The organism is Pedobacter sp. FW305-3-2-15-E-R2A2 (assembly GCF_038446955.1).
GTDB lineage: Bacteria > Bacteroidota > Bacteroidia > Sphingobacteriales > Sphingobacteriaceae > Pedobacter.
On record NZ_CP151803.1, the window covers coordinates 3,982,960 to 4,004,450 of the forward strand.

The following is a 21,491-nucleotide window of genomic DNA, read 5'->3' on the forward strand; positions in this document are numbered from 1 at the left end:
TGCTGTTTTATTTAACCTCCAATTTGTACAGTGGGTAATCCCGCTACAATCACACCGCCATGTGCCGTCAGGTCTCCCTGCCTTGCCGCAGGTTTACCCCCAATCAACACCGTTGCCGATCCTTTCACTATGGAATCAGGCGGTCCAGTGCAGACGAGCAAGTCACCAACCACTGCTGCCGGAATGCTGCCGATCAAAACCGTAGGCACGCAAGGCCCTGAAACCGGACCACCTACATGTGGTACTACACCCGTTACCATCGGACAAACGTGCATATCGCTGATTCTTGCTGCTGAAGGCATAATTTTATCTGTTAGTTTATTTTAACCAATGAACCGCTGATTTCTGTAATCCCTGAAGAAGAAAGCTTTGCTGCTGCACCTTCCAATCCCAGGCTCGTGTCTGCTTTCAGAGAGATGGAAGCCGCCCCGATAGACAAACTCGCCCCTGCGCTCAACGTCAGGTTCAGTCCTGCTTTTATTTCCACATTGTTCGGGCTCTCCATAGAAACCCCACTGCTGTTCATGGTTACTTTATTACTGTTCTGGTCTTTAATTTCAATTTTACTTCCCTGTTCATCCAGCTGAATGCTGTTTCCTGCAGGCGTGTCTATGGTAATGGTTTTGGTATCGTCATTAAAATGAATGCGCATATTGCTGCGGGTAAAAAAGCCTTTTTCATGGTTTACGTCCTTTCCGGGCAGTGGTGCTTTCTTTGCACTGCTGTTAAGCATGCCCAACATCACCGCATGACGGGGATCATCGTTGATAAAGCCTACAATCACTTCATCGTCAATCTCAGGTCTGAAAAAGGAACCCCGGGAAGAACCTGCATCCAGGCAGGCAATCCTTACCCATGTGCCATTAGAGGTATTGTCGATCACCGGAATCTTCACCAGAATGCGGTCCTCTCCTTCCGGATCGTTCTCCAGCTGCAATACCTTGGCAATCTGTAATCCTTTGATGCCACCGATTAAACCGGCAGCAGAAAAATCGTTGATGTCCGGATGAGCGGCGCTATAGCGCTCCGGATCGAGGCCAAACTGGATATGAGTATACCAGGAACCATCGCCCATATCCTGCTTTACCGCGGTCACATAAGCATTTCCATTAAACCTGTTGCCCACTCCGCTGAGCTTTAACATATTTCCAGGTTTTATTCCTGCAAATCCGGTTACTCTTGCCCTGCCCCTGATTTTTGCCAGGCGACTGCGTAACATGGTTCCATCTGCCCAGTTCTGCAATTCCTGCTCCATCAGATGGCCACTATGGTTGAGCTGGAATTTATCCAGGTCTACCGCCGCCGCAAGGTCTGTTCCCGACACGTTTCCATGTTGGGTAAAGGATTTTGCTTCTGAGACATCGGCTTTAAACAGGTTTTGCGTTTTGTAATCCCAGGATATGGCTTCTACGTTCGCCCATTGGCTTCTTGCATCCATTTCCGCCTCAAACTCGATGATGGAAGATCCATAACTCACCTGCAAAACCGGCGATGCTGAGGTATCCGGCTGCGCCACTTTGACGGTTCCATCGTCCACATTCACGAGCATCCCATTTGCTTCTGCCCGAAGCAACATAAAATCCCAATTGCTCAGGTGGTGTTGTACCAATTCTTTATGTTTTAAGCTGGTCGTACTGATGTCTCCTTTTAAACCTTTATAATCTCCAATCAGCCGGTCAAAAACCTCACTGTCTTTTACCTCCAGAAAGTAGCGGCTATGGCGACCAATCGTCATCCGTAGCGCTAAATCCCTGCATTCGATCAGGAGCTGGGTGTTCCCATTCTCTTTTACCTTGATGGTATGTTTGGTGATGATTCCTTTAAATGCCTGAGTATTGTTGCCATCGAAGCCCATTTTTATAATGATCTCTTTGCCGGGCACAAAATCTTCTTTATTGCTGATTTCAAAATCGGCCAGCGCTGCATCCCCGTCTTTCAATAAGATCCTCGCAGTTGGAATCCGGTTGATTTCCTTTTCGATGGAAATGCTCAGCACCTCATACGAAGCATCCATAGCGGCACCATCCAGCAAAATATTATAACTGGATACATCGTGCTTGGAGGGATTGGGTATGATCAGCTCTTCCATCAGATTTCATTTTTATTAAAAGGTGGGAAATAAATGTCATTGCCTGATTTCAGCTTTTTAAGCGAGATCAGGTTGTTGGCCTTCGCGACCTGCATAAAGTATTTTGGGTCATTGTAAATGGCATAAGTCATCAGGTCTAAACGGTCTCCCTGTTTTATCGTCCGGTGATGGGTAAGGTCTGGTGAGGCTGGTTTATCTGCTGCAATCCTTGTTTCCCGCGACTGATAATCAAGAAAAGTAGCGCTTAGCTTCGCTCTCAAGGGCGTACCATCGGGTTTGAACAGCGTATAATTCACATCCAGATTCGTGAGTACACAGCGAAACCGGATTTCCGATCCCCAGATGATCAGCAGGAAGTTTGGCCGGTGAATGTCGCCCTGGTAATTATAGGCACAGTTCATAAAAATCTTCAGCTGCTCATAAACCGGTTTTTCTTTATATTCCTTCCAATAGCCTTCCATCGTGCCCGTGCCATCGAGAATAAACTCCAGCTTCAGCTCTTCAGGTGCCGTGGATTTAAATTTCACCTCAGGCGCACCACTGCCATGCGGGCGCTGTACATCGTGTTCAATCTTATAGTTCTTAGTAAAAGATTCTGGGTTAATAGGCGCGACAAATGCTGGCTTATTCTTCTGTTCCGCATCCTTAATCTGGAATTTGCGGTCAGTAAAGGAATAAATCAGTAATTTCTCCAGTTTTCCGGACATGTAATCAGCGCTCATTTCTTTCTTTTAAAATTTCCAGTACCTTTTCAACACATACTTTTACCAGCTCCTCAGAAGGAGGAACACCATTGCTTTGCGCAGAACTGCTATTGAGGTCCTGCAATATCGTGGCCTTGATCACCAACTCTCTTATTTCAATGGGCATATTATGATTTTTGAAAAATCAGACGGTTATAATTCAATTCCAGGGTTTCGATCAGCACATCACCTTTTGTTCCGTTCAGCTCGGCAATTTTCCAGCTTCGGGGCCAGACATTGTTAATTTTCCAATGCATTAAGGATTGATGCTGTTCATCCAGCAGGCTAATCACAACAGTCTCCAGTGTTTCATAGATCTGGTCGTCAAAAGCTTTTTTTAACCAGTCCGTCACGCCCGAAGTTCCCGGTGCGAGCAGTCCACGTTTCAAAATCAAGGGACCATACTTACGCCGGGTAGGGATCACATGTTCAAATCTGTTCTCCCCACCTTCTTTCACGGTATCCGTATCAATAGTGGCGTCTAAACCCATTACAGATTGGAATTTGATGTCTACAGACTTCGCCCCCTGCAGTGTAAAATTCACCGCAAAATGAAAGTTGACGGTTTGATAAGTTTGATCGGCCATGGTTCAGCTGGATTTATTTTTTCGCCTCAACGATGGACAATCCCTCATGCACCAGCTCTATCGTCTCGATCGCCACTTCATTGGCATCCGATTTCAGATTGGTGGATTGCACTTTTGAAGGCCATGCCCTCGACAGTGTCCAGGAAATGATGGGCTGGTGTTCTTCGTCCAGCAGCCGGATGGTCACATCCCTCCTGAACTTCTCCTTACCTTCCTGGAACATCATCGTTTTCTTCCATTGTTCGAAGAATTCGAAGTCGCCAAGAAAGGTTCCCCTTTTCAGAACCACGTTCGGATATTTGGTAAGCCCTGGTTGTTTTGTTTTATTGTAAGTCGGGCTGCTGCCTTCCCTGTATTCAATTACCTCTGTTTCAAAATCAAGTCCACTTACTTCTGTAAACCCGATTCTTGTTCCTCCCCAATCCAATTGAAAGTGAAATTTTGGAAGAGGATAATTCTTTTTAGGATCCGTTGCCATAATGGTAGGTTTTATTTTTATGGTATTTATTTACACTTATTTGCAGGATTCACCTCTTCTATTGCTTTCTCCAGACTTTGTTTACAAGACAGTAAAGCATCTCTTTTCTCTTTCGCCGCATCGAGGTCTTTTTTAAGCTGAACCACCTCATTCTTTAATTTTTTATAGTCATTTTCCAGGTGGATGAAATACTCATCTTCATCTATTGGTAATGAAATCCGTGGTTCCAGGCAGCAGCATTCTTTGGCATATCCGCTATGCTCAATTTTGGATTGTTGCTGCGGATAAGGGTTAGGATTAGAATTAGGCTGCTCGCCACAAGTGCCTCCGCAGTTGAATTTTTTCTTCCAGTAAAGGATCACTTCTTTCAGGCCATAATCTTCGCAGATGCTGAGGTGCATACCATAGGCAAGTTCCAGCGCGGTTACAATCTGAGTAATCAGGACATCCCTCGTCAGGATCACCGCATCCAGTTTTGCGCCGTAGTTTTCGATACATTTCATGATCCCTACTCCAGGCGCAAGCTCCGGTCTTTTCAGGCATTGAATGCATTGAATCAGCCTGTCGTAGGAGGCTTTGAGTTTATCCACGCGGATATACAGGTCTTCCGTCATACAGAACAGAATTTCAATGGCGTCATTGGTCTTTTCTGTGACCATGCATACTTTACCGAGGTGCAGGGTAAACAGTTCTAACTGGCGACAAAGCGCATCGGCTTTTTCATCGGTTGCTTCCCAATCTGCCCACCATCCTTTAAGCCTTTCCAGCTCTTCAACGGTCAGGTTATATTCCGTTTCTTTATTCTGGGCATCTGCATTAGCCTGCTTCCAGTCGGCCGTAACCTGTACCAGATCTTTTACCCAGGCATCATAACAACAATCCCCTCCAGGGGTCTCAGTTCCTGGATTTTTATGACAACAATCAAATATATCTCTGTCAATGTTGCATATTTTATCGTAGACTAACATAGTAGTGATTTTAATGATTTAACAAATTTGCGCCAGCCCCCTCAAGGCTTAATCGCAGGATGAATTATCGGAGGGATTCTCACAGGAATACACCTCTGTAACCTCTTTACAGATATCGCAGATGTCACATTTACATTTTTTAAGCCTGTTATCATCCTCGCCTTTTTCCCCATCACAGCCACAACCGGAAATGCATTTACATTCATGGTGACACAGATAATCTTTAGTCTCATCGAGCGTTCCGACTTCATTGCGTTTATTGTACAAGGCATAACCCGACTGAGTGACGGTCTTGGTAGCCAGCACAAAATCCTCCTGCGCCTTTTTCAGACTGACTCCTCCGCTTGTCATTTGTGCCAGGATCAGGTCGTCAAATGCTTTCGCGTTGGCGGCAAAATCCTGTTGAAATTTCTCCAGAGATTTGATATTGGAAAAAGACTGAATGCCTACAATTTCGGCTGCCGAATTAAAGATGATGTCGATATCCTGGCTCAGGCCATCCGGTATCGTGATCAGGTCGTCCAGAATCTGACAAACATTGCGACATGGGTCTGGCCTTCTGGCCGAATCCTCCTGCTTGTTGTTGTCATTACAATCGTCACCCTCACTACAACCTAATATTTTCATTTGCACTGCGCTGCAGCTGTCTTTTCTGCAGCCATCCAGTTTTCCCGCAGCTTCCCTGAGTTCTCCGAATTTCGCCTTCGCTTCTTTCGCCGTTTTCACCACGGCTTTCAAAGCGAGGACCAATGCGTCATTCTGCGAGATATCCGCGGTTACATTTTTCTTGATCTCCTCCGAAGCCGTGATCAGCTCGACACCGATTTTGAGTTCCAGATTCCTGACCAGCAGGTAGTTTTTCTCGGTTTTCACAAAAGCGCATTTCTTTTTCTGGTAGCTCATTACCGCACCATCGTAGGTCAGTTCGCTTTCACCGAGCTCAGCGACTTTCCCTTTTAGCCTTTTGCAGTACTCCTCCTTCAGCAGGTGGATTGTTTTTTGTGTTGCTGTCTCTGCTTCTGCATCATTGCAATTCCCATTTTTTGGTTCCCAGGAACCTGAGCTTTCTATAGACATGACAATAGATTTAAGTTCAATAAATAACAATTCGATGATTAAGACTCAGCCAGCATTTTATGCATAAACCTGAGGATAATAAACTCTGCCGGACGAACAGCGGCCATACCGATTTCGACGATCATCCTTCCCTCCCACAGATCGAGTTCTGTCATGGTTTCCCCAAGCCCGATGTGCACAAAAAAGGCTTCCTTGGTGGAAGCACCCATCAGCGCACCTGATTTCCATTGCTGGGTCAGGTAGTTTTCGATCATTGATTTCACCCTTACCCAGGTATTGCGGTCGTTGGGCTCAAAGACGAATTGTTCGGTTGCATTCTTCACCGATTCTTCGACCATGCTGAAGAAACGTCTTACCGGTACATAACGCCATTCATTGTCGTTTCCGGCCAATGTTCTGGCACCCCAGATGATGGCCGGTCCGCGGCCCGCAAAAGAACGGATCACATTGATGGATTTACCGGCCTGTGCATCTACATTGAGGCCCATTTGTTCGCTGTGCGTGATAAGGTATTGTGGCCTTATCGCATTGGCGATATTGATATTTGCAGGTGCTTTCCATACGCCACGCGCATTGTCTACCTGTGCGTATACGCCTACCATGGCTACCGAAACAGGCAATAACATCTGGATATTCGTGATCGCACTTTTAGCCTGAAAGTATTGGGCATTTTTAGTGGCCAGCAGTTCAGAGAGTTTCGTTACGCCGGCAATGCCTGTTATTTTCACCAGGTCGTCATTGTCTTTAGACTGATCTCCAACCACCTTATAGTTATAATCCACACCGGAGTATATTTTAGGAAAATATACCGCAGCGTATTTCAGAAAATCTGTAGGCCCTGATAAGGTATCACGCAAGGCCTGGATATCGAGCTCCCATTCTTCGAGGTTTGCTGCATCATGATAAACGTCCAAAACGGTAAACCGGTCCTGAAGGTCCACGCATTGCTGAATGGCCTGAGTATGGATGTCATAATAATCAGTCAACGTTGCCAGGTTAACTGAGTCTGGAAAGACCAGTAGGGTCACTTCATTGATTTTAGCCACCTGTTTCAGCCCGGCCGATAAGTCTGCGGCCATGATCAGTCCTCCGGTATCCGTGTAATTTCCTACAGAGGTAATCCAGCAGGCACCCCCACCGTTACCGAAAAACAGCTGCAGGGAGTAATACATCAGAAATTTAGACCTCTTGGTTTCGTCAATTTTTCCGTTCACCTCATTTTTACCGGCAGTGGTATCAAACACGACGGTCAGGCTTTCCTTTTCAGGATCAGGATAGCCAAAAAACTGTTCATATTGCAACAAAGATTCGATGCGCCATGGCTTGTTTCTCAGGTCATCTGTCTCTTTCCACTGTGCCTTTTCGGTATAACCGATAAACGCTGGAATAGCTGTTTCTACTGATGCAATAGAAGGTGGGAGATGCGGAATTTCCTCAATATAAACTCCCGGAGTTTTATAATCTTGCATAACAAATGTTATTTAGTTTAAAAGTTTAAATACATTCTTAGATTAAGGTGCTAAGGGAAACAGGGTTGATTCCTGCACCAGGATATCACTATACAGTTTATTATTTTCAAAGGTTAAAGTTTGATAAGGTTCTGGATTCGGCAGATAATACAGGCTGTTATCGGGCTTACGGAATAAGGTAGCGCTATAGGTCAGTGACCGGGGTTTCTTAGTCACCAGTAGTCCATTTTTGGAGAGTAGGAAATCGGGATGAAGCCCCACTTTCAGATTTTTCCTGCGGTTATTGATGTAACGCCAGAAGGAAGGCTTGCTTTTAAAATTGAGCTCAAATACCGGAGGAAGCGGATTCACCGTTTGATCAGGTAGCTTCCTCGTGATCAGTCGCCCGAGATTGTCGATCAGATTATAGGCAGGTACAGATGTTTTCACTTTCATCACAATCAGCGCCAGGCTATCTCTGATCTCCTGCTCATTCTGGTAAAAGATGAGTTTATGGGTTTTATTATAGCCCCCGTTCCCGGTTACCTTCAGGCTATACACCATTTGATCTGTCACCGCCGGACCGGGGATCTGTAGTACTTTCTTTGGATCTATGGCCAGCTGAACTTTACGTAGGGGCTGGATTCCTTTAAACTGATATTTATCGACGGTATTTCCATCTTTATCTTTGAGTAAGAAATCTGCTTTGGTAACAGCGGTATTTTTCGGAAATGCGTAATAGAAGTTAAGCGGTAATAGCATCCGGTCATTTTCATTGGCAAAGGCTTTCCCGGATAAGGAAATCCATTGTACCGCATCGGCATCGTCTTTATAGAATTCCCGGTAGTCATTGGCCGCGAATTTCACCAGTTCTCCCTGTTCGTAAGTCGCGCCTGCATCAAATGCCGTAATATCAGCAGATAAAAAAGGAAAGATCCTTGGTCCGGTAACGGTGTTTTCATTGGAGAAGTAATACATCGCAGGTAAGATCTTTTCCATTTTAGCATTTGTAAAACTATCCAGGCGCTGGCTTTTCTTAACTGCCAGAATGGAGAGGCACAAATCATCCGGCAAAGTGTATTTAGGTTCGTAAACCACCGTTCCGCCTGGTAATTTCTTAGGGATAACATTAACGGCCACTTTGAATCCGGCATAAGTGGGCACCAATTTCAAATGATAATTATCAAACAAAACCTTAGTTTTTTCAGGTAGCTCAAATGCAATTTCATCTTCTATATTTTCAGCATCGGTATCGAATCGTTGCTTTAAAAAGTTCAACCGGTCGGCCTGTGCAGGAAAATCAAATATTGTTTTACCCTCCTTATCTGTCAGATAAAACTCATGCAGCAATCGCATTTCAAATAAGATCTTATAAACCGTATTCATCAGTTGTGCCCGGATAAGGTGGATATATTGGTTTCAATTTCTTCGATCAATGGTACTTCTCTCACGGTGGCATGTTCAGAGATGGCCACCAATCTGAGTTTATACATGGCAAAAGGAACCTGCCTTCCGCCGAGTGAACCCCATAAATGGTTGATCTGTTCGAAAGTCAGCGTATAAAGCTCCATGGTAAAGGTCAGTTCCTCCAGGTCATTGGGATCTGTTGATCCGCCACTTGAAGATGTCGAAGAAGCGAAGGAGTTTTTGCTCTGAAGAAAACGGATCACAGAAGAAAGCCTTTTGAGTGCCAGCAGGTATCCGTCTCCAAAGTAATTACAACTTAATAAAACATACAGGTTTAAATAGACCGGAGCATTTTCATAAATCGCCGTTCCGGAAGGGAAACGTTTTAAAGGAGATTGGTTTTTGAGGGTACTTTCTTCTTCAATGTTAACCAGACTGATGACAATGCTATCTACCAGACTAGTACCACTTGCAGTTTCCGACAAGCCGATATTGTCGATGATGACATTCGCAGCATTGTCGCCCTTAGCAATAAGGTAACTCGTCAGTTCTGATTTTAACAATTGGAGCGTCTTGTCAATCATAGCTAAATAATTATCAGATTAAAGCTCCATAAGTTTTGCTATAACCACAATAGCTACTACTAGTCATTTCTATCAGGAAAGATACCTGCAGTCCTAAGCAGGATGCAAGTATCTTTTTTTGATGTTAAATGATATGAAATGACATGGCGAATTTGGTGAGCTGGCAGAGGTTATTTATTTCCAGCTTTCTAATGATGTTCTTCCGGTGATTGTTAACGGTATGCATGGATATATACAGGATGATGGAGATCTCAAAACTACTTTTCCCCTCCACAATCAATTTAATGATCTCCTTTTCCCGCTTGCTTAGCAGCTCAAAGCGACTATGGTATTTTTGTGCATAATCTGTTTCCTCAAGGCTTTCGGAGCTGCAGCCGGAAATGTTAAGCTCAAAAGCATAATGAAACAAGATTGGAGAAACGTTTTTTTCTTCCGGGCAGCAGAGTCTCGAAGTGGAGAAATGCCATTTATAATCTGATTTTTTTGGAGGTCTCAAACGTTGAAAAAAGAAATGAACTTTCCAATGCTCTTTTTCCCGGATGGCCTCAAACAATTCCGGGTCAATGACAATGTCATCCTCTGGAGGAAAAAAAAACTCGAAGTAAGCAAGCCAAAGCTGATGCGCTTCTTTATCGTTCTGGTTCAGGAGTCTTGATTCAACCTTATTGGCATAATTACTGACCATTACTTTTTGATTATCTACCAGCACATTTCCAAGAAAGTAATCGCCAATTTCAGTTGCATGAAAATTCCGTTGCATGATCAGGTTAATGACACGATGCATTTGATCCGGGCAAGTCCCCACCTGCTCGACCGGGATGGAATGTACTAGATTCATAGGGTATGATTCTTTGCTAATCGTACAGCACAACACCTATGTATTATAAATTGTTTTCGAAAAAAAAAATTAAATATGACTTATTTCAAAATCAGCAAACCCTATACTAACAACCTACTCTACAGATCATTATAGGCAATTTGCAAATCAATATATTCAAACAAAAGGCAGGAACATAGCAAATCTGTTATATTTGGACATGGAAATAGCACAACCCCGGCCAAAAGTTAAGCGACAGCATCATGCTTAAATCCTTGATATTAACCGGAGCAATACAAGGCTTTTTTTTAATACTACTGTTAAAAACTAAAAGAAAAAATTCCATATCAGATCAATTGCTGATGATCTGGCTCGGCATCATTTCTGTCCAGCTCTTATTTTATTACGACAACCTATCAAAGACTCCCCTCGCTCCGGAATTCCTGCAGCTTTTAGGGTTTTCCCTGCCATTGATCGGCTCTCCCCTGCTTTTTCTTTACACCTATGCCCTCGCTTTTGGTAATCAGTTTAAATGGAAGCGGATTTGGCTGCACTTAATTCCATATTTCCTGTTCAACCTGCTGCTCTACTACTTTTGTTTACAAAATCCGGATAGCATTTTGATCAGCAATGGATTTCCACATTTCAATAAAGAAATACCCGGGCCAATGATCTGGTTTTTAACTTCGTTAATGGCCGCCATACCCGGGTTTTACACCATTTACAGCCTGCTTATTCTGCTAAAATATCAGCGCTTATTACCCGATAATTATGCTTATACCGAAAAAATAACCCTCAATTGGCTCAAATGGATCATCATATCCCTGTTAATTCTGTTTATTACTTTATTTCTGCTGATAAAATATGGGGTAAATTATGAATTACTCACTTATGATAATTTATTTGCAGTAGTCGGGGCCATTCTTTCTTTCTATATCTTTTTTATCGGCTACTTTGGCTTATGTCAAACGACCGTCTTTAGGGATCATCCTTTAACAACAGATTTTGTAACGGAGGTTGTTCCCAAAACCAGCTATAAAAATTCAGGGATGGACGAGGAAATGTGTGAACAGCTCTTTCATCAGTTAAAACATCACATGGAGGAAAATAAACCTTTTTTAGCAGAAGATTTAAGCCTCAGCATCCTTGCTGTTCAATTGGGATTAACCGCAAATCAACTTTCGCAGGTGATCAATCAAAAGTCAGCGGTTAACTTTTTCACTTTTATAAACCGCTACCGGGTAGCGGTTGTGAAGGAACGGTTAAATGATCCTGCCTATAGCCATTATTCCATTCTTGCCATCGGTTACGACTGCGGTTTTCGCTCTAAATCTTCATTCAACAAAATTTTCAAGGAAATAGTTGGTCAAACACCTTCAGAGTATAGGTCCATCCCTACCCATAAAGACGCTTAAACACCTGATTTGCCTTTTCTTTGCCTCATCAAATGATAAAAAAATGATGACTACAGAAACGCTTTCCAGCCTACACCAGTCCAATATTATCCTTCATATTACAGCCGGATCTATCGCTTTAATCGCCGGAATCATCATCTTAACGACCAGCAAAGGCGGTAGATTTCATCGCAATGCAGGTAAAATATTTTTGATCTTATTAGCGATCGTCATCTTCACAGGACTTGTTGGTGTGTTTGTTTTTAAAAGAAATTCGTTTCTGTTGGTCATCACTGTATTAAGCGGGTATTTAGGTTACTCAGGCTACCGGACTTTGAAAACCAGGTCAAACCAACCTAAGATAACAGACATTGGTATTGCCTTACTTTCCGTTCTTTCTGTATGTTATTTTTTATACTATTTCAAGTCGATTGGAATGATATGGGCACCTTCGATAATTTACAGTACACTGGGTTATTTAATTGCAGTAGTTACTTATGATTTAGGACGATATTTTATCCCTGTTCCCTTTTATGCCAATTTATGGCGATATGAACATATCCTTAAAATGATCAGCGCATTCAGCGGTTTGTTATCCGCATTTACGGGAACCGTTTTCCCACAATATCAGCCTTACAGCCAATTCCTTCCTTCTGTTTTCGGGGCCTTGGTTGCCATTGGTTTTATGATCGCCGCTTATCGAAAACAGGGAGCGCTTTAACCCACATCATCAACAAAGCAAATGCGCTAAAACCCAGCATCGCCCATGGCGCATTGTGAATGCCATAACCAGCAATCACCACACCGCTTACTGCCGTACCTATGGCGATGCCAAGGTTTCCAAAAGAGATCGAAAGGCTATTGGCAAATTCAGACGCTTCTGTTGCGGTTGCGATCATGTAAGCCTGTCCGGTGAGGAAGCATGGAGTATGCAGGAAACCCCAAATGCCGATGAGCAGAATGGTGCCAACAGACGACAAAGATGCGGAATAATAAATTCCTGCAGCAACCAATGCCAGCCCGGCTAAAAAGAATGCAGTCGTCATGGTCAGGCTTTTGCTCAATGCTTTACCCGCGACAAAATTCCCAAGTACGCCCATCACTCCAAAGAGCAATAACATGCTGCTGATCATTTTAGGCTCCATCCCATTTACCCGACCCAGGTAATCGGCAAAATAAGAATAAGTGGTAAACATGGCTGCATTCATCAGCAACACGACCAATGAGCTGATTAGAAATCCAGGTTTCTTTAAAATTTTCAGTTGCTTTCCATAAGTCTTTCTCTCCGGCACCGGCATCGAAGGTAAGCCCGTCAATATACCAATCAGTGCCAGTAAACTAACGACGGCCTGAACTACAAAAGAATAATTCCAGCCATGAAGTTCGTCCGCAATATAAGTGGCAAAGGGAACGGTAGTCACCGTAGCAATCCCAATTCCTCCCAATACAATGGCCATCATCTGATGTTCCTCTTTTTTGTCTACCCCATTTGTTGCTGCGGCAACTGCAGTAGAGATGTAAACAGGCTGGAGAAATGCAGGAAGCATCCGAACCAGCAACAACAACCAGAATGGAGGCGAAAGCGCGGAGACAATTCCCGTAAATAAAAATACAGCAAGACTAAGCGCCATCATGTGTTTTCTATTGTAACCGGACATAAAAAGCGTCATGAACGGACCTGCCAGCGCGATAACGATGGCAAATGCACTGAGTAATAGCCCGGCGACCTCAATACTGATCTGATAATGTGCCGCCAGTTGCGGCAATATTCCGATCACACCGAATTCGGTCGTGATTACCCCAATCAAACCAAGGCAACCCATATAGGCGACTTTCTTCCTCTCCATTATGCTTCAGTCATTTTCAGGTAACTCCGTAAAACTCCGGCAACTTCTTTTATCGCTTCATTTCCCTGATCGATCAACCCTCCCATTTGGAAAAAACCATGTACCATACCACCGTAAGTAGTTTCCGTAAGAATTACACCTGCAGCTTTCAGTTTTTTGGCGTAAAGGGCTGCTTCATCCCGCAAAGGATCATATTCTGCCATGATAATGTGTGTAGGTGGTAATTCGGAAAGGTCATCCGCCATTAGCGGTGAGGCATCAGGCCGGATGCTATCCCCGACTTTCGGGGTATAGCAATTCCAGGCCTGCTCCGCCCCTTCCAAAGTTAAGTTTGGACCTTCTGCAAATTCTTTCCAGGACGGAGTACCAAGTGAGGAATCCGTAACCGGATAGATGAGTACCTGCCCGGCTATTTTAGGACCACCTTCCATAACAGCTCTTCTTGAAGTTACGGCAGCAAGCGCCCCTCCTGCGCTGTCGCCTGCCAGCGCAATGCGATTGCTATCAATGCCGAGCTCAGCAGCATTTGCGACAATCCACAGTAAGGCATCATAACAATCGTTAATTCCATAGGGGAAGGGAAATTCCGGCGCAAGACGATAATCAATAGATACAATTACAGCGGCCGATAAGTTTGCCAATGAGCGCAGGGGCCTATCGTGGGTATCCAAGCCTCCGGCAATAAACCAGCCTCCATGGAAATAAACTACTGCAGGAAGATTCTCCTGTGCGGAGGGACGATAGATCCGTATCCCGATCTCCTGCTGATCCTGTAAAGATGGAATTAACCGGTCTTCTATCTGGTATACATTTTCTGCTGCTCCAGCCATGGGAATAAATCCCTTATAGAATGCTCTTCCTGCTTCCAACTCCTCCAGATCAGCGGATACCTCGATGCCCGCTATAAATGCTAACGCAGCCTCTACCTGAGGCAAAAATGACAGTTTATTTTTCATGATATTATCTTTAGTCCGCAAATCTGGCACTATAAAACATATAAATAAAATAAGGTGATTTATCATACCTCATAAAAATATTTATACCTTTATCTGATGGTAAACCTGGAATGGTACAGAACATTTAAAGCGATCTATCAGACGGGCTCGGTCACCGCAGCTGCTAAAGTATTGTTCATCTCACAACCCAATGTAAGTCAGCATCTCTCGGCGCTGGAGGCTCATGTCGGGAAACAATTATTTGAGAGAAAGCCTAAGTTCCTGGCTACGGATTACGGAAAATTATTTTACACGCAGGTCGTAGAACCGCTGGAAAAACTGGAAGATGTGGAAACCGAATTTAGGGCCATTTGTCTTTCCAAAAAGCTCCCCTTACTTCGTCTGGGATCTGCAAAAGAATACTTCCATGCCGTTTCTTCCAGGTACCTGACTGACCTTCCCGCTCAGTTGAAAGTATCCTTCGGCCTGACTAAAGACCTTATTCAGAAACTTTTAAAAGAGGAATTGGATTTTGTGATCGCGACACAGCACGGTCAGGAACAAGGTATCGTTTATGAGCCGATACTGACAGAACATTTTACGCTTGTCGGAGATGCAGGCATAGATACTTCCACATTTAACGAATACCTTCAGCATGAAAACTGGACAGCAGCAGAACAATGGCTGCTTCAGCAAACCTGGTTTGCCTATAGTCCTGATCTGGCAATTATCCGGAGGTTCTGGCTAAACAATTTCGAAAAACGGCCGGCCATAAAACCCGCATTTATAATCCCGGATATGAACACCATTCTTCAGGCGATAAGTAACGGCAAGGGAATCAGCATTGCGGCAAATTACCTTACCGAAGCCTTAATTTCGGAACAAAAGATAAAAACAATCTGGACAGGAAGACGGGAAACGTCAAACACCTTGTACCTGGCCTATGATCAGAGCAAAGTGAGTCAGGAGCAAATCAAAATCATGAACGATCTGTTAAAAACATCACAACAATTATAAATAAATAGCAGACTGTCCCTTATGCTATTCCTGGTAATCAATTATGATATAAGTCATTTCGTTGCTGTCCAGATAACTCTTTAGCGCTTCCAGCCATGTCCACAGATAAGAAGTACAAAACTGGCAGACATAGATTCCATCTATTTCAAATGTCTTTTAATTATTTACTTCCTGAGACTTTCGGAGATGCCATTCAAAACCTCCAGGTTCTTTTCAGGAAAGCCCAAATTAATTTTCTTTAATTGCAGCAACCATTAAAAAAATTGGCCTGCGCTTTTCATCTTTCATCTCCGGGTAAGCCGCCAGTGTTTCTTCGGAAGGCTTTGGCTCGGAAACCCTTTGCAAAGTAAAACGGGAATCGATCAGGGCATTAAAGACCGTTTCCAGGGTTCTATGGTATTTGGTAACCGTATGTCCCAGGAAACTGGTAGGCCTGATCCCCTCCTCCTGATAATGATCTAATGGCCAGTGCAAGCGGTTTCCAGCTTCATCCACAGACCAGTCCTGTTCAGGTCTGGAGGTAAATACCGGATGTTCCTGTGAAAAGATAAAATGGCCACCTGGCTTAAGGCAATGATTTATTTTCTGGCAGATCAGGCTAAAATCTTTCACATAATGAAAGGCCAGAGAGCTGATCACCAGGTCAAACTCTTCCCTGGGAAAGTCAATGTCTTCAATGGCCATTTGGTGATATTCAATATCCAGTCCGGCAGATTTCATTTTAGCCCTTTCCAGCATCTTTGCAGAAAGGTCAATTCCAACCACTCTTTTTGCACCTTGTTGTTTGGCATAAATACAATGCCAGCCAAAACCACAACCCAGGTCAAGCACTGATTTTCCCTCAAAATCAGGCAGCATTTTCTGCAATACCTGCCATTCTCCTGCAGCATTTAATCCTTCAACGGAACGTGGCATATTGCCATAATTGGCAAAGAAATCAGGATCGTCGTATTTATTTTCTTTCATCGTAAACAAAGATGACCATCATTTGTTGGGTATACAATAAAAAATCCACCTAAATAAAAACGCCTTATGAAAACCATCCTCACTTTTACAATTTCACTATTTTCCCTTGCTTTGTTTAGCTGCAACAGTCAGAAGACAGGAAACAATGCACAGCAACAGACCAAACCTGAAACCATGGCGATAGTTGGTGGCGATAAAGACGAACATGGATGTAAGGCTTCTGCCGGTTATTCCTGGTCGACGATCAAGCAGGAATGCATCCGCCCTTTCGAATTAACCGATAAACTAAAAGACCTTACCGATTCCACCATGGCGGCTTTTTTACTCTTTTCCGGGAATAAAAAACAGGTTGAAATTTTTGCCAAAGACTTTAAACCTGCTTTAGTGATCAGTGCTGCAGAAAATGACCTCTATATATCTACTGATAAAGTATATAAGCTGGAAAAGGATGCAAAAAAACATTGGGTGCTCTATAAAACTGAAGAGGGAAACGCAAAAGCCATCTTAACACAAGAATAGCCGAAGCTTACCATCCGATCCCGTAATCTTCGCCGTGGTTACTTGATCCGCCCCAGAGACTGCCATGTTTCCAGTCAAAATAAATGGCATTGATTGGTCCGCTGGTCCGGTCAGAAAAGCTTAACGTATACCCCATTTTCTTTAATTCCTCACGGACAGCCGTTGAGGAATTATTATTTAACAGAATCTGCCCTGGCTTGGGCTTACGGTCTTCCGTTTTTGTCCCTCCCAGAGAAAGCCATAGCTGATTGGTATTGATGTTTGCGGCTTCTGAGGCCTGTTGCACATTCATACCAAACTCCGTCACGTTTAAAAAAAACTGCAATAAATTCTGGTCCTGAGTATCACCACCCTGTACGGCGGAAGCCAGAAAAGGCTTACCATCTTTTAGGGCCAGTGAAGGAGATAATGTTACCCTTGGTCTTTTCCCGGGGGCAACGACATTGAAAGGGTTCAACGTGGAATCCAATACAAAGCTTTGCATCCGCTGACTCATTCCTATTCCCGTTTCACCCGCAATACATGCCGGAAGCCAGCCGCCACTTGGGGTCACAGAAACCACCCATCCTTCTTTATCCGCCGCCTCTATAGAGGTGGTACCCTTCCATAACCTTTCCTGATACAGGTCGTCCGGACTATTGTTGAGTTTACCCAAATCATGTTTAGGTGCAAAATTACGTTTAGTGGTATCCAGTTCATATCCTCTTTTTTTAAGGAGGTCCAGGTAAGGATTCACCTTACCTTCAAACGGATATGGATTTCCGGGACCGATATCCGGATTGTTTTTATCGAACTGAATCAATTGAGCCCTTTGTTTGGCATATTCCTTACTCAGCAAGCCTTTAATAGGTCCTTTAGGGTTAGTTGCCGGATCACCGTAGTAAAAGTCCCGGTCTGCAAAAGAAAGGTTCATAGCCTGGTAAAGAGTATGGATATATTTTGAACTGTTGTACCCCATTCCTTTAAGGTCAAAATTTTCAAGGATATTTAAAGCTTGTAACATCGCCGGACCTTGTGTCCACTGCTGAAGTTTGTACACATCAACACCTTTATAATTCACGGTAAGCGGCGCTTCCTCAAGGGGTTTCCATTTTGCAAGGTCTTCCATGGTAATCAAGCCTCCCTGCTCCTGACAACCACGTACAAATTCTTTGGCGATATCTCCCTTATAGAATCGATCATAGGCGGCCACTAACGCTTGTTTCCTGTTTTTTCCTTGTTTAAGCGCTGTTTTTTCGGCCTCTACCATTTTAGTCAGCGTAACCAGGAGGTCTTTTTGTACAAAGATCTCCCCTGCTTCCGGCGCTTCTCTCTTTTCTCCCGAATGGGTCAGAAATACCTTTTTACTATAGGGCCATTGCCTGATCAGTTCTTTTCCACGCTCCATACTGTTTGCAGCCTGTGCTTCAATCGGATATCCCGCTGCCATTTCCATTGCCGGAGCAAGTACCTGTTCCAGGCTCAGGGTTCCATAATTGATCAGCATATAGATCAGTCCTCCCGGCGTGCCCGGTGTAGTCGCCGCCAGAGCTCCATATTCCGGAGGGAAGTTGTACCCTTTGTTCTTAAAGAAATCTACCGTCGCCCCTGTTGGTGCCACGCCCATCGCATTAATCGCGATGACCTTTTTAGTTTTAGGGTTATAGATCAGGACTTGTGTTTCTCCGCCCCAGCTCAGCGTATCCCACATGGTACAGGTCGCAGCGAGCATCGCACAGGATGCATCAACGGCATTCCCCCCTTTCTGAAAGATCATTGCCCCTGCTGTAGCGGCCAAAGGTTTGCCTGTAATGGCCATCCAGTTGCGGCCATGCAGCACTGGTTTTTGGGTTTGCTGTGCGGAAAGCGGCAGTATAGAAGCTGCAGAAAGGAACAATGCGGAGAATAAGTGTTTCATAAAAATCTATAAGTACTTAAAATTAAGTAATTTTGAAAGAAGCCCAAAGAACAATACCTATCGGCTTGTCACAATATAGCTACCTGGAGCTGGTTAAAATGCTCAACAGCTCCTTTATGATCATGGTCTTTATGGCCAATCTGCTGGCCTGGCCACTGGCTTATTTGTTTGTGTCCAAATGGTTGTCGGGCTTCGCTTATCGCACAGAAATCAGCATCTGGCCTTTTGCATTGGCGATACTGATCTCTATGCTGCTCACCCTGATTACGGTCAGCATCCGCTCCTACAAAGCAGCGGTGACCAATACAATCGATGCCCTCAAATATGAATAGCCTTTAATGAAACAGCTTTTCTTTTAAAGCGGCATACCGGGTTCTGCCAATAGGAAGTGCCTCCCCGTTTTCCAGTAAAAGCTGGTATTTACTTCCTGAGCTGACGGTGATTTTCATCGCCTGTCCGATCGGAACGAGATAAGATTTATGAATCCTTTCAAAAGAAGCTGGCAGCAATTGCTCCAGCTTCTCCAATGACTTATCATGGAGTTCCTGTTTGCCATTTTTCAAATGCAGTTCCGCGTAAATCCCCGCTCCTTTAATATAAAGGAGTTCATTCACATCAATCAGCGCAATATTTCCTGATCTTTTTACTGCCAGAAACCGAAGCCCGTTCTCCTTCTGATTTTCCGCAATAGAAATCCTTTGAAAAGCCTGAGACAGCCTGCGTTCATCAAAAGGCTTGGCTACAAAATCAAGCACACCATATTCAAATGCAGTGATGGCCTTTTCTATATAGGCGGAAATAATGATGGTATGAAAAGATCCGGAGACCACCGATTTCAACAGCTCAAAACCATCCCTTCCATTTAGATTTAAATCCAGCAGCAATACCTCTATCTCATTATTTTCCAAAAAAGCCAATGCTTCTTCTATCGCTTCACAAATCGTAATCTGCTGCAGCTTTGCGCCGAAAAAGCTACGGCTCATGCGTTCAATTCTTCCCGCAATGCGGCCTTCATCTTCCACTATTAATATTCTCATTGAGGGGTATAAATGGTAATTTCTGTTTGCCAGCCATTGGTTAAACTCCGGGAATCAAAGCCCCAGGCAGCTCCATAGCTCTCTGTTAAACGCGCCTGAATGTATTGAAAGCCCGTACCGGACGATTTATCTTTTCTCATAGGTCTGTTTTTAGCAGTGGTGCTCAAAGCATATTTCTTATAACCCTGGCCCCGTTCAAAGTTTAAATTAAAGCGGATGATGCCATCTTCAGGGGGAGCACTATGGGTAATTCCATTTTCCAATGCCGTATGGATAATTGCCGGTGGGATCAGATCGGACAGGTCAATATTTGAGCTGGTCCAGTCGTAACTGATTTCTTTACGAAACTGCATCACCTTCAGGTGAACCTGACACAACTCGATTTCCTTGCTGACCGGAACTAAAGTCTCCTCCGCGATCTGGTTGAGGATATCAAATTCTGCGGCCAGGGCCTGCACAAAAAGTGCCCCTTCTTTTGGGGATTCCTCTACCCAATCCATCAGGGAGGTTAAGGTGTTCTTAATGAAATGAGGCTGGATATTTTTCTTCAGCAATTCCAGTTTTAACCGGGAGGATAAGAGCAAAGAAGTTTGATGCGCCCTTTCCACTTCCTTGGCCCTGATGGCATACAGGTAAAGCATGCAAAGTACGATGATCGTAAAACTGATAAACAGACCAATATCGTAATACAAAAAGAAATTGACGACCGCACTAAGGAGCAGTCCGGCCAGGACAATCCCTCCTCCTTTTTCCTTTTGAACAAGTGCATTGGCCACCACGATCAGCGCGGCAACCCACATCGCATAACTGAAATACATCGCGCTGAGGTCATATTCCCTGAAATGAGAAACATAGATATAAAGCAATGCAATGAGCAATATGCCCATCAACAGCCATCTCCTTTTAAAAGAAAACTGAATGGTAAAATATAGGGGAACCAATAATGCTATGGAAAAGGTAAGCCATCCGATCGTCTCCAGTCTCAAATAGAAACGGGTATAAGGAATGTCAACGTAGAATTTGAGGTATTCAACGATTAACAGGGCGAAAAACAGAAAACAAGTCACGCAGAAAATCAATATGGCATATTCCTTCCGACTGCTGTTGATAAACATAAAGAGGTAATATATCGCAGCGATCAGAAATGCGCCTGCCATCAGGTTCATAAAAGACGTCATGATCAGAGGTTCCTGCAGCAGCCGGTCGTAGCTTTCCATCCTGACCGCAAACCGGCGATCGGTATCCTGTTCATAAGACTGGGAAGCCCTTAACGCCAATAGGTGTTTTCCTTTTGTGGCTAAGGAATCCGGGATCAGAAAACTACTTTTTTCCGTACCGGGCAACTCCGAAGTCCCGGCAGCTACTTTTCCATTCTCCCCAATTTTCTGCCCATCCCAGAACACTTCAAAAGCACCGAAAGTATGAATATCTATACCCAAATGTTCGGTGGTCATGATTTCCCTGATCAAAACATCAGACCTCAGCCAAAAAACCCCGGTTCCTGTTTCCCCACGTTCCTGCGCCCATCCCTTTGAATTGAAAGTTTTAGCCGCCAAGGCCAGGCTATCCCCGGTCTTATAAACCGGATCGGAAACCTCATAAACGACCTCTCTTTTACAAGAGGATAAGGCAAGAAGAAGCGCAATCAATAGCGTAAATCGGAACATCTGGTAAAGTTAAG

At 44.0% G+C, this 21,491-nt stretch carries 23 protein-coding genes; 5 read left to right on the forward strand and 18 right to left on the reverse strand.

Annotated elements, in window-relative coordinates; all coding sequences use genetic code 11:
* Positions 1-11: 11 nt before the first annotated feature.
* From AAFF35_RS15855 to AAFF35_RS15910, 12 genes are all read right to left on the reverse strand, one after another.
* Positions 12-302 (reverse strand): PAAR domain-containing protein, encoded by a 291-nt coding sequence (locus tag AAFF35_RS15855; RefSeq protein ID WP_342327497.1) that lies wholly within the window; start codon positions 300-302, stop codon positions 12-14.
* Between the two features lie 11 nt (positions 303-313).
* Complete coding sequence (vgrG, locus tag AAFF35_RS15860; RefSeq protein WP_342327498.1) at positions 314-2,089, reverse strand: type VI secretion system tip protein VgrG; 1,776 nt, start codon at positions 2,087-2,089, stop codon at positions 314-316.
* Complete coding sequence (locus tag AAFF35_RS15865) at positions 2,089-2,811, reverse strand: LysM peptidoglycan-binding domain-containing protein (RefSeq protein WP_342327499.1); 723 nt, start codon at positions 2,809-2,811, stop codon at positions 2,089-2,091. Before AAFF35_RS15865 ends, vgrG begins: the two co-directional genes overlap by 1 nt.
* Positions 2,801-2,959, reverse strand: a complete 159-nt coding sequence (locus tag AAFF35_RS15870) for a DUF5908 family protein (protein WP_342327500.1) — start codon at positions 2,957-2,959, stop codon at positions 2,801-2,803. The genes AAFF35_RS15865 and AAFF35_RS15870 overlap by 11 nt, the downstream gene beginning before the upstream one ends.
* 1 nt (position 2,960) lies before the next feature.
* On the reverse strand, positions 2,961-3,419 hold the full coding sequence (locus tag AAFF35_RS15875; protein WP_342327501.1) for a phage tail protein: 459 nt from the start codon (positions 3,417-3,419) through the stop codon (positions 2,961-2,963).
* Between the two features lie 13 nt (positions 3,420-3,432).
* On the reverse strand, positions 3,433-3,897 hold the full coding sequence (locus AAFF35_RS15880) for a phage tail protein (RefSeq protein WP_342327502.1): 465 nt from the start codon (positions 3,895-3,897) through the stop codon (positions 3,433-3,435).
* A gap of 26 nt (positions 3,898-3,923) precedes the next feature.
* Positions 3,924-4,865, reverse strand: a complete 942-nt coding sequence (locus AAFF35_RS15885) for a hypothetical protein (RefSeq protein ID WP_342327503.1) — start codon at positions 4,863-4,865, stop codon at positions 3,924-3,926.
* A 48-nt stretch (positions 4,866-4,913) separates the two neighbouring features.
* Positions 4,914-5,942, reverse strand: coding sequence for a hypothetical protein (locus AAFF35_RS15890; RefSeq protein WP_342327504.1), 1,029 nt, complete (start codon positions 5,940-5,942; stop codon positions 4,914-4,916).
* Between the two features lie 38 nt (positions 5,943-5,980).
* Entirely contained in the window at positions 5,981-7,411 is a 1,431-nt protein-coding gene (locus AAFF35_RS15895; protein ID WP_342327505.1) for a phage tail sheath C-terminal domain-containing protein, read from the reverse strand.
* A gap of 42 nt (positions 7,412-7,453) precedes the next feature.
* Positions 7,454-8,776 (reverse strand): hypothetical protein, encoded by a 1,323-nt coding sequence (locus AAFF35_RS15900; RefSeq protein WP_342327506.1) that lies wholly within the window; start codon positions 8,774-8,776, stop codon positions 7,454-7,456.
* On the reverse strand, positions 8,776-9,381 hold the full coding sequence (locus AAFF35_RS15905) for a DUF4255 domain-containing protein (RefSeq protein ID WP_342327507.1): 606 nt from the start codon (positions 9,379-9,381) through the stop codon (positions 8,776-8,778). The genes AAFF35_RS15900 and AAFF35_RS15905 overlap by 1 nt, the downstream gene beginning before the upstream one ends.
* 124 nt (positions 9,382-9,505) lie before the next feature.
* Positions 9,506-10,219, reverse strand: a complete 714-nt coding sequence (locus AAFF35_RS15910; RefSeq protein ID WP_342327508.1) for a helix-turn-helix transcriptional regulator — start codon at positions 10,217-10,219, stop codon at positions 9,506-9,508.
* Positions 10,220-10,461: 242 nt separating this feature from the next.
* On the opposite strand from AAFF35_RS15910, the gene AAFF35_RS15915 reads away from it, so the two are divergent.
* On the forward strand, positions 10,462-11,613 hold the full coding sequence (locus AAFF35_RS15915; protein ID WP_342327509.1) for an AraC family transcriptional regulator: 1,152 nt from the start codon (positions 10,462-10,464) through the stop codon (positions 11,611-11,613).
* 43 nt (positions 11,614-11,656) lie between these two features.
* Positions 11,657-12,313 (forward strand): hypothetical protein, encoded by a 657-nt coding sequence (locus AAFF35_RS15920; RefSeq protein WP_342327510.1) that lies wholly within the window; start codon positions 11,657-11,659, stop codon positions 12,311-12,313.
* Here AAFF35_RS15920 and AAFF35_RS15925 read toward each other — a convergent pair.
* The gene (locus AAFF35_RS15925; protein WP_342327511.1) at positions 12,276-13,439 is read right to left on the reverse strand and encodes an MFS transporter; all 1,164 of its coding nucleotides are present in this window, start codon (positions 13,437-13,439) and stop codon (positions 12,276-12,278) included. The two genes, AAFF35_RS15920 and AAFF35_RS15925, sit on opposite strands and share 38 nt — an antisense overlap.
* A complete protein-coding gene (locus AAFF35_RS15930; RefSeq protein WP_342327512.1) occupies positions 13,439-14,395 on the reverse strand; it encodes an alpha/beta hydrolase in 957 nt (318 codons plus the stop codon). The genes AAFF35_RS15925 and AAFF35_RS15930 overlap by 1 nt, the downstream gene beginning before the upstream one ends.
* 96 nt (positions 14,396-14,491) lie before the next feature.
* Here AAFF35_RS15930 and AAFF35_RS15935 point away from each other — a divergent pair, with 96 nt between their 5' ends.
* Positions 14,492-15,391 carry a LysR family transcriptional regulator gene (locus tag AAFF35_RS15935; protein WP_342327513.1) on the forward strand — a complete coding sequence of 300 codons (900 nt, stop codon included), beginning with the start codon at positions 14,492-14,494 and terminating at the stop codon, positions 15,389-15,391.
* Positions 15,392-15,619: 228 nt separating this feature from the next.
* Here AAFF35_RS15935 and AAFF35_RS15940 read toward each other — a convergent pair whose 3' ends face one another.
* Positions 15,620-16,357 (reverse strand): class I SAM-dependent methyltransferase, encoded by a 738-nt coding sequence (locus AAFF35_RS15940; RefSeq protein ID WP_342327514.1) that lies wholly within the window; start codon positions 16,355-16,357, stop codon positions 15,620-15,622.
* Between the two features lie 66 nt (positions 16,358-16,423).
* Between AAFF35_RS15940 and AAFF35_RS15945 the strand changes: the two genes are divergently transcribed.
* The gene (locus AAFF35_RS15945; protein ID WP_342327515.1) at positions 16,424-16,876 is read left to right on the forward strand and encodes a hypothetical protein; all 453 of its coding nucleotides are present in this window, start codon (positions 16,424-16,426) and stop codon (positions 16,874-16,876) included.
* Positions 16,877-16,883: 7 nt separating this feature from the next.
* On the opposite strand, the gene AAFF35_RS15950 is transcribed toward AAFF35_RS15945, so the two are convergent.
* Positions 16,884-18,773 carry a gamma-glutamyltransferase gene (locus tag AAFF35_RS15950; RefSeq protein WP_342327516.1) on the reverse strand — a complete coding sequence of 630 codons (1,890 nt, stop codon included), beginning with the start codon at positions 18,771-18,773 and terminating at the stop codon, positions 16,884-16,886.
* A gap of 32 nt (positions 18,774-18,805) precedes the next feature.
* On the opposite strand from AAFF35_RS15950, the gene AAFF35_RS15955 reads away from it, so the two are divergent.
* Positions 18,806-19,105, forward strand: a complete 300-nt coding sequence (locus AAFF35_RS15955; protein WP_342327517.1) for a hypothetical protein — start codon at positions 18,806-18,808, stop codon at positions 19,103-19,105.
* A 3-nt stretch (positions 19,106-19,108) separates the two neighbouring features.
* On the opposite strand, the gene AAFF35_RS15960 is transcribed toward AAFF35_RS15955, so the two are convergent.
* Both AAFF35_RS15960 and AAFF35_RS15965 read right to left on the reverse strand, forming a co-directional pair.
* The gene (locus tag AAFF35_RS15960; protein WP_342327518.1) at positions 19,109-19,810 is read right to left on the reverse strand and encodes a LytTR family DNA-binding domain-containing protein; all 702 of its coding nucleotides are present in this window, start codon (positions 19,808-19,810) and stop codon (positions 19,109-19,111) included.
* Positions 19,807-21,477: a histidine kinase gene (locus AAFF35_RS15965; protein ID WP_342327519.1), complete on the reverse strand. Its 1,671-nt coding sequence runs from the start codon at positions 21,475-21,477 to the stop codon at positions 19,807-19,809. Before AAFF35_RS15965 ends, AAFF35_RS15960 begins: the two co-directional genes overlap by 4 nt.
* Between the last annotated feature and the right edge of the window lie 14 nt (positions 21,478-21,491).

Bases quoted from the DNA above. Each gene is read 5' to 3' on its own strand.
- AAFF35_RS15935 (WP_342327513.1), top strand. From the start codon at position 14,492: ATGGTAAACCTGGAATGGTACAGAACATTTAAAGCGATCTATCAGACG.
- AAFF35_RS15915 (WP_342327509.1), top strand. From the start codon at position 10,462: ATGCTTAAATCCTTGATATTAACCGGAGCAATACAAGGCTTTTTTTTA.
- AAFF35_RS15875 (WP_342327501.1), bottom strand. From the start codon at position 3,419: ATGGCCGATCAAACTTATCAAACCGTCAACTTTCATTTTGCGGTGAAT.
- AAFF35_RS15870 (WP_342327500.1), bottom strand. From the start codon at position 2,959: ATGCCCATTGAAATAAGAGAGTTGGTGATCAAGGCCACGATATTGCAG.
- AAFF35_RS15865 (WP_342327499.1), bottom strand. From the start codon at position 2,811: ATGAGCGCTGATTACATGTCCGGAAAACTGGAGAAATTACTGATTTAT.
- AAFF35_RS15965 (WP_342327519.1), bottom strand. From the start codon at position 21,477: ATGTTCCGATTTACGCTATTGATTGCGCTTCTTCTTGCCTTATCCTCT.
- AAFF35_RS15945 (WP_342327515.1), top strand. From the start codon at position 16,424: ATGAAAACCATCCTCACTTTTACAATTTCACTATTTTCCCTTGCTTTG.
- AAFF35_RS15950 (WP_342327516.1), bottom strand. From the start codon at position 18,773: ATGAAACACTTATTCTCCGCATTGTTCCTTTCTGCAGCTTCTATACTG.
- AAFF35_RS15885 (WP_342327503.1), bottom strand. From the start codon at position 4,865: ATGTTAGTCTACGATAAAATATGCAACATTGACAGAGATATATTTGAT.
- AAFF35_RS15920 (WP_342327510.1), top strand. From the start codon at position 11,657: ATGATGACTACAGAAACGCTTTCCAGCCTACACCAGTCCAATATTATC.
- AAFF35_RS15890 (WP_342327504.1), bottom strand. From the start codon at position 5,942: ATGTCTATAGAAAGCTCAGGTTCCTGGGAACCAAAAAATGGGAATTGC.
- AAFF35_RS15905 (WP_342327507.1), bottom strand. From the start codon at position 9,381: ATGATTGACAAGACGCTCCAATTGTTAAAATCAGAACTGACGAGTTAC.
- AAFF35_RS15900 (WP_342327506.1), bottom strand. From the start codon at position 8,776: ATGAATACGGTTTATAAGATCTTATTTGAAATGCGATTGCTGCATGAG.
- AAFF35_RS15960 (WP_342327518.1), bottom strand. From the start codon at position 19,810: ATGAGAATATTAATAGTGGAAGATGAAGGCCGCATTGCGGGAAGAATT.
- AAFF35_RS15930 (WP_342327512.1), bottom strand. From the start codon at position 14,395: ATGAAAAATAAACTGTCATTTTTGCCTCAGGTAGAGGCTGCGTTAGCA.
- AAFF35_RS15880 (WP_342327502.1), bottom strand. From the start codon at position 3,897: ATGGCAACGGATCCTAAAAAGAATTATCCTCTTCCAAAATTTCACTTT.
- AAFF35_RS15940 (WP_342327514.1), bottom strand. From the start codon at position 16,357: ATGAAAGAAAATAAATACGACGATCCTGATTTCTTTGCCAATTATGGC.
- AAFF35_RS15855 (WP_342327497.1), bottom strand. From the start codon at position 302: ATGCCTTCAGCAGCAAGAATCAGCGATATGCACGTTTGTCCGATGGTA.
- AAFF35_RS15895 (WP_342327505.1), bottom strand. From the start codon at position 7,411: ATGCAAGATTATAAAACTCCGGGAGTTTATATTGAGGAAATTCCGCAT.
- vgrG (WP_342327498.1), bottom strand. From the start codon at position 2,089: ATGGAAGAGCTGATCATACCCAATCCCTCCAAGCACGATGTATCCAGT.
- AAFF35_RS15910 (WP_342327508.1), bottom strand. From the start codon at position 10,219: ATGAATCTAGTACATTCCATCCCGGTCGAGCAGGTGGGGACTTGCCCG.
- AAFF35_RS15925 (WP_342327511.1), bottom strand. From the start codon at position 13,439: ATGGAGAGGAAGAAAGTCGCCTATATGGGTTGCCTTGGTTTGATTGGG.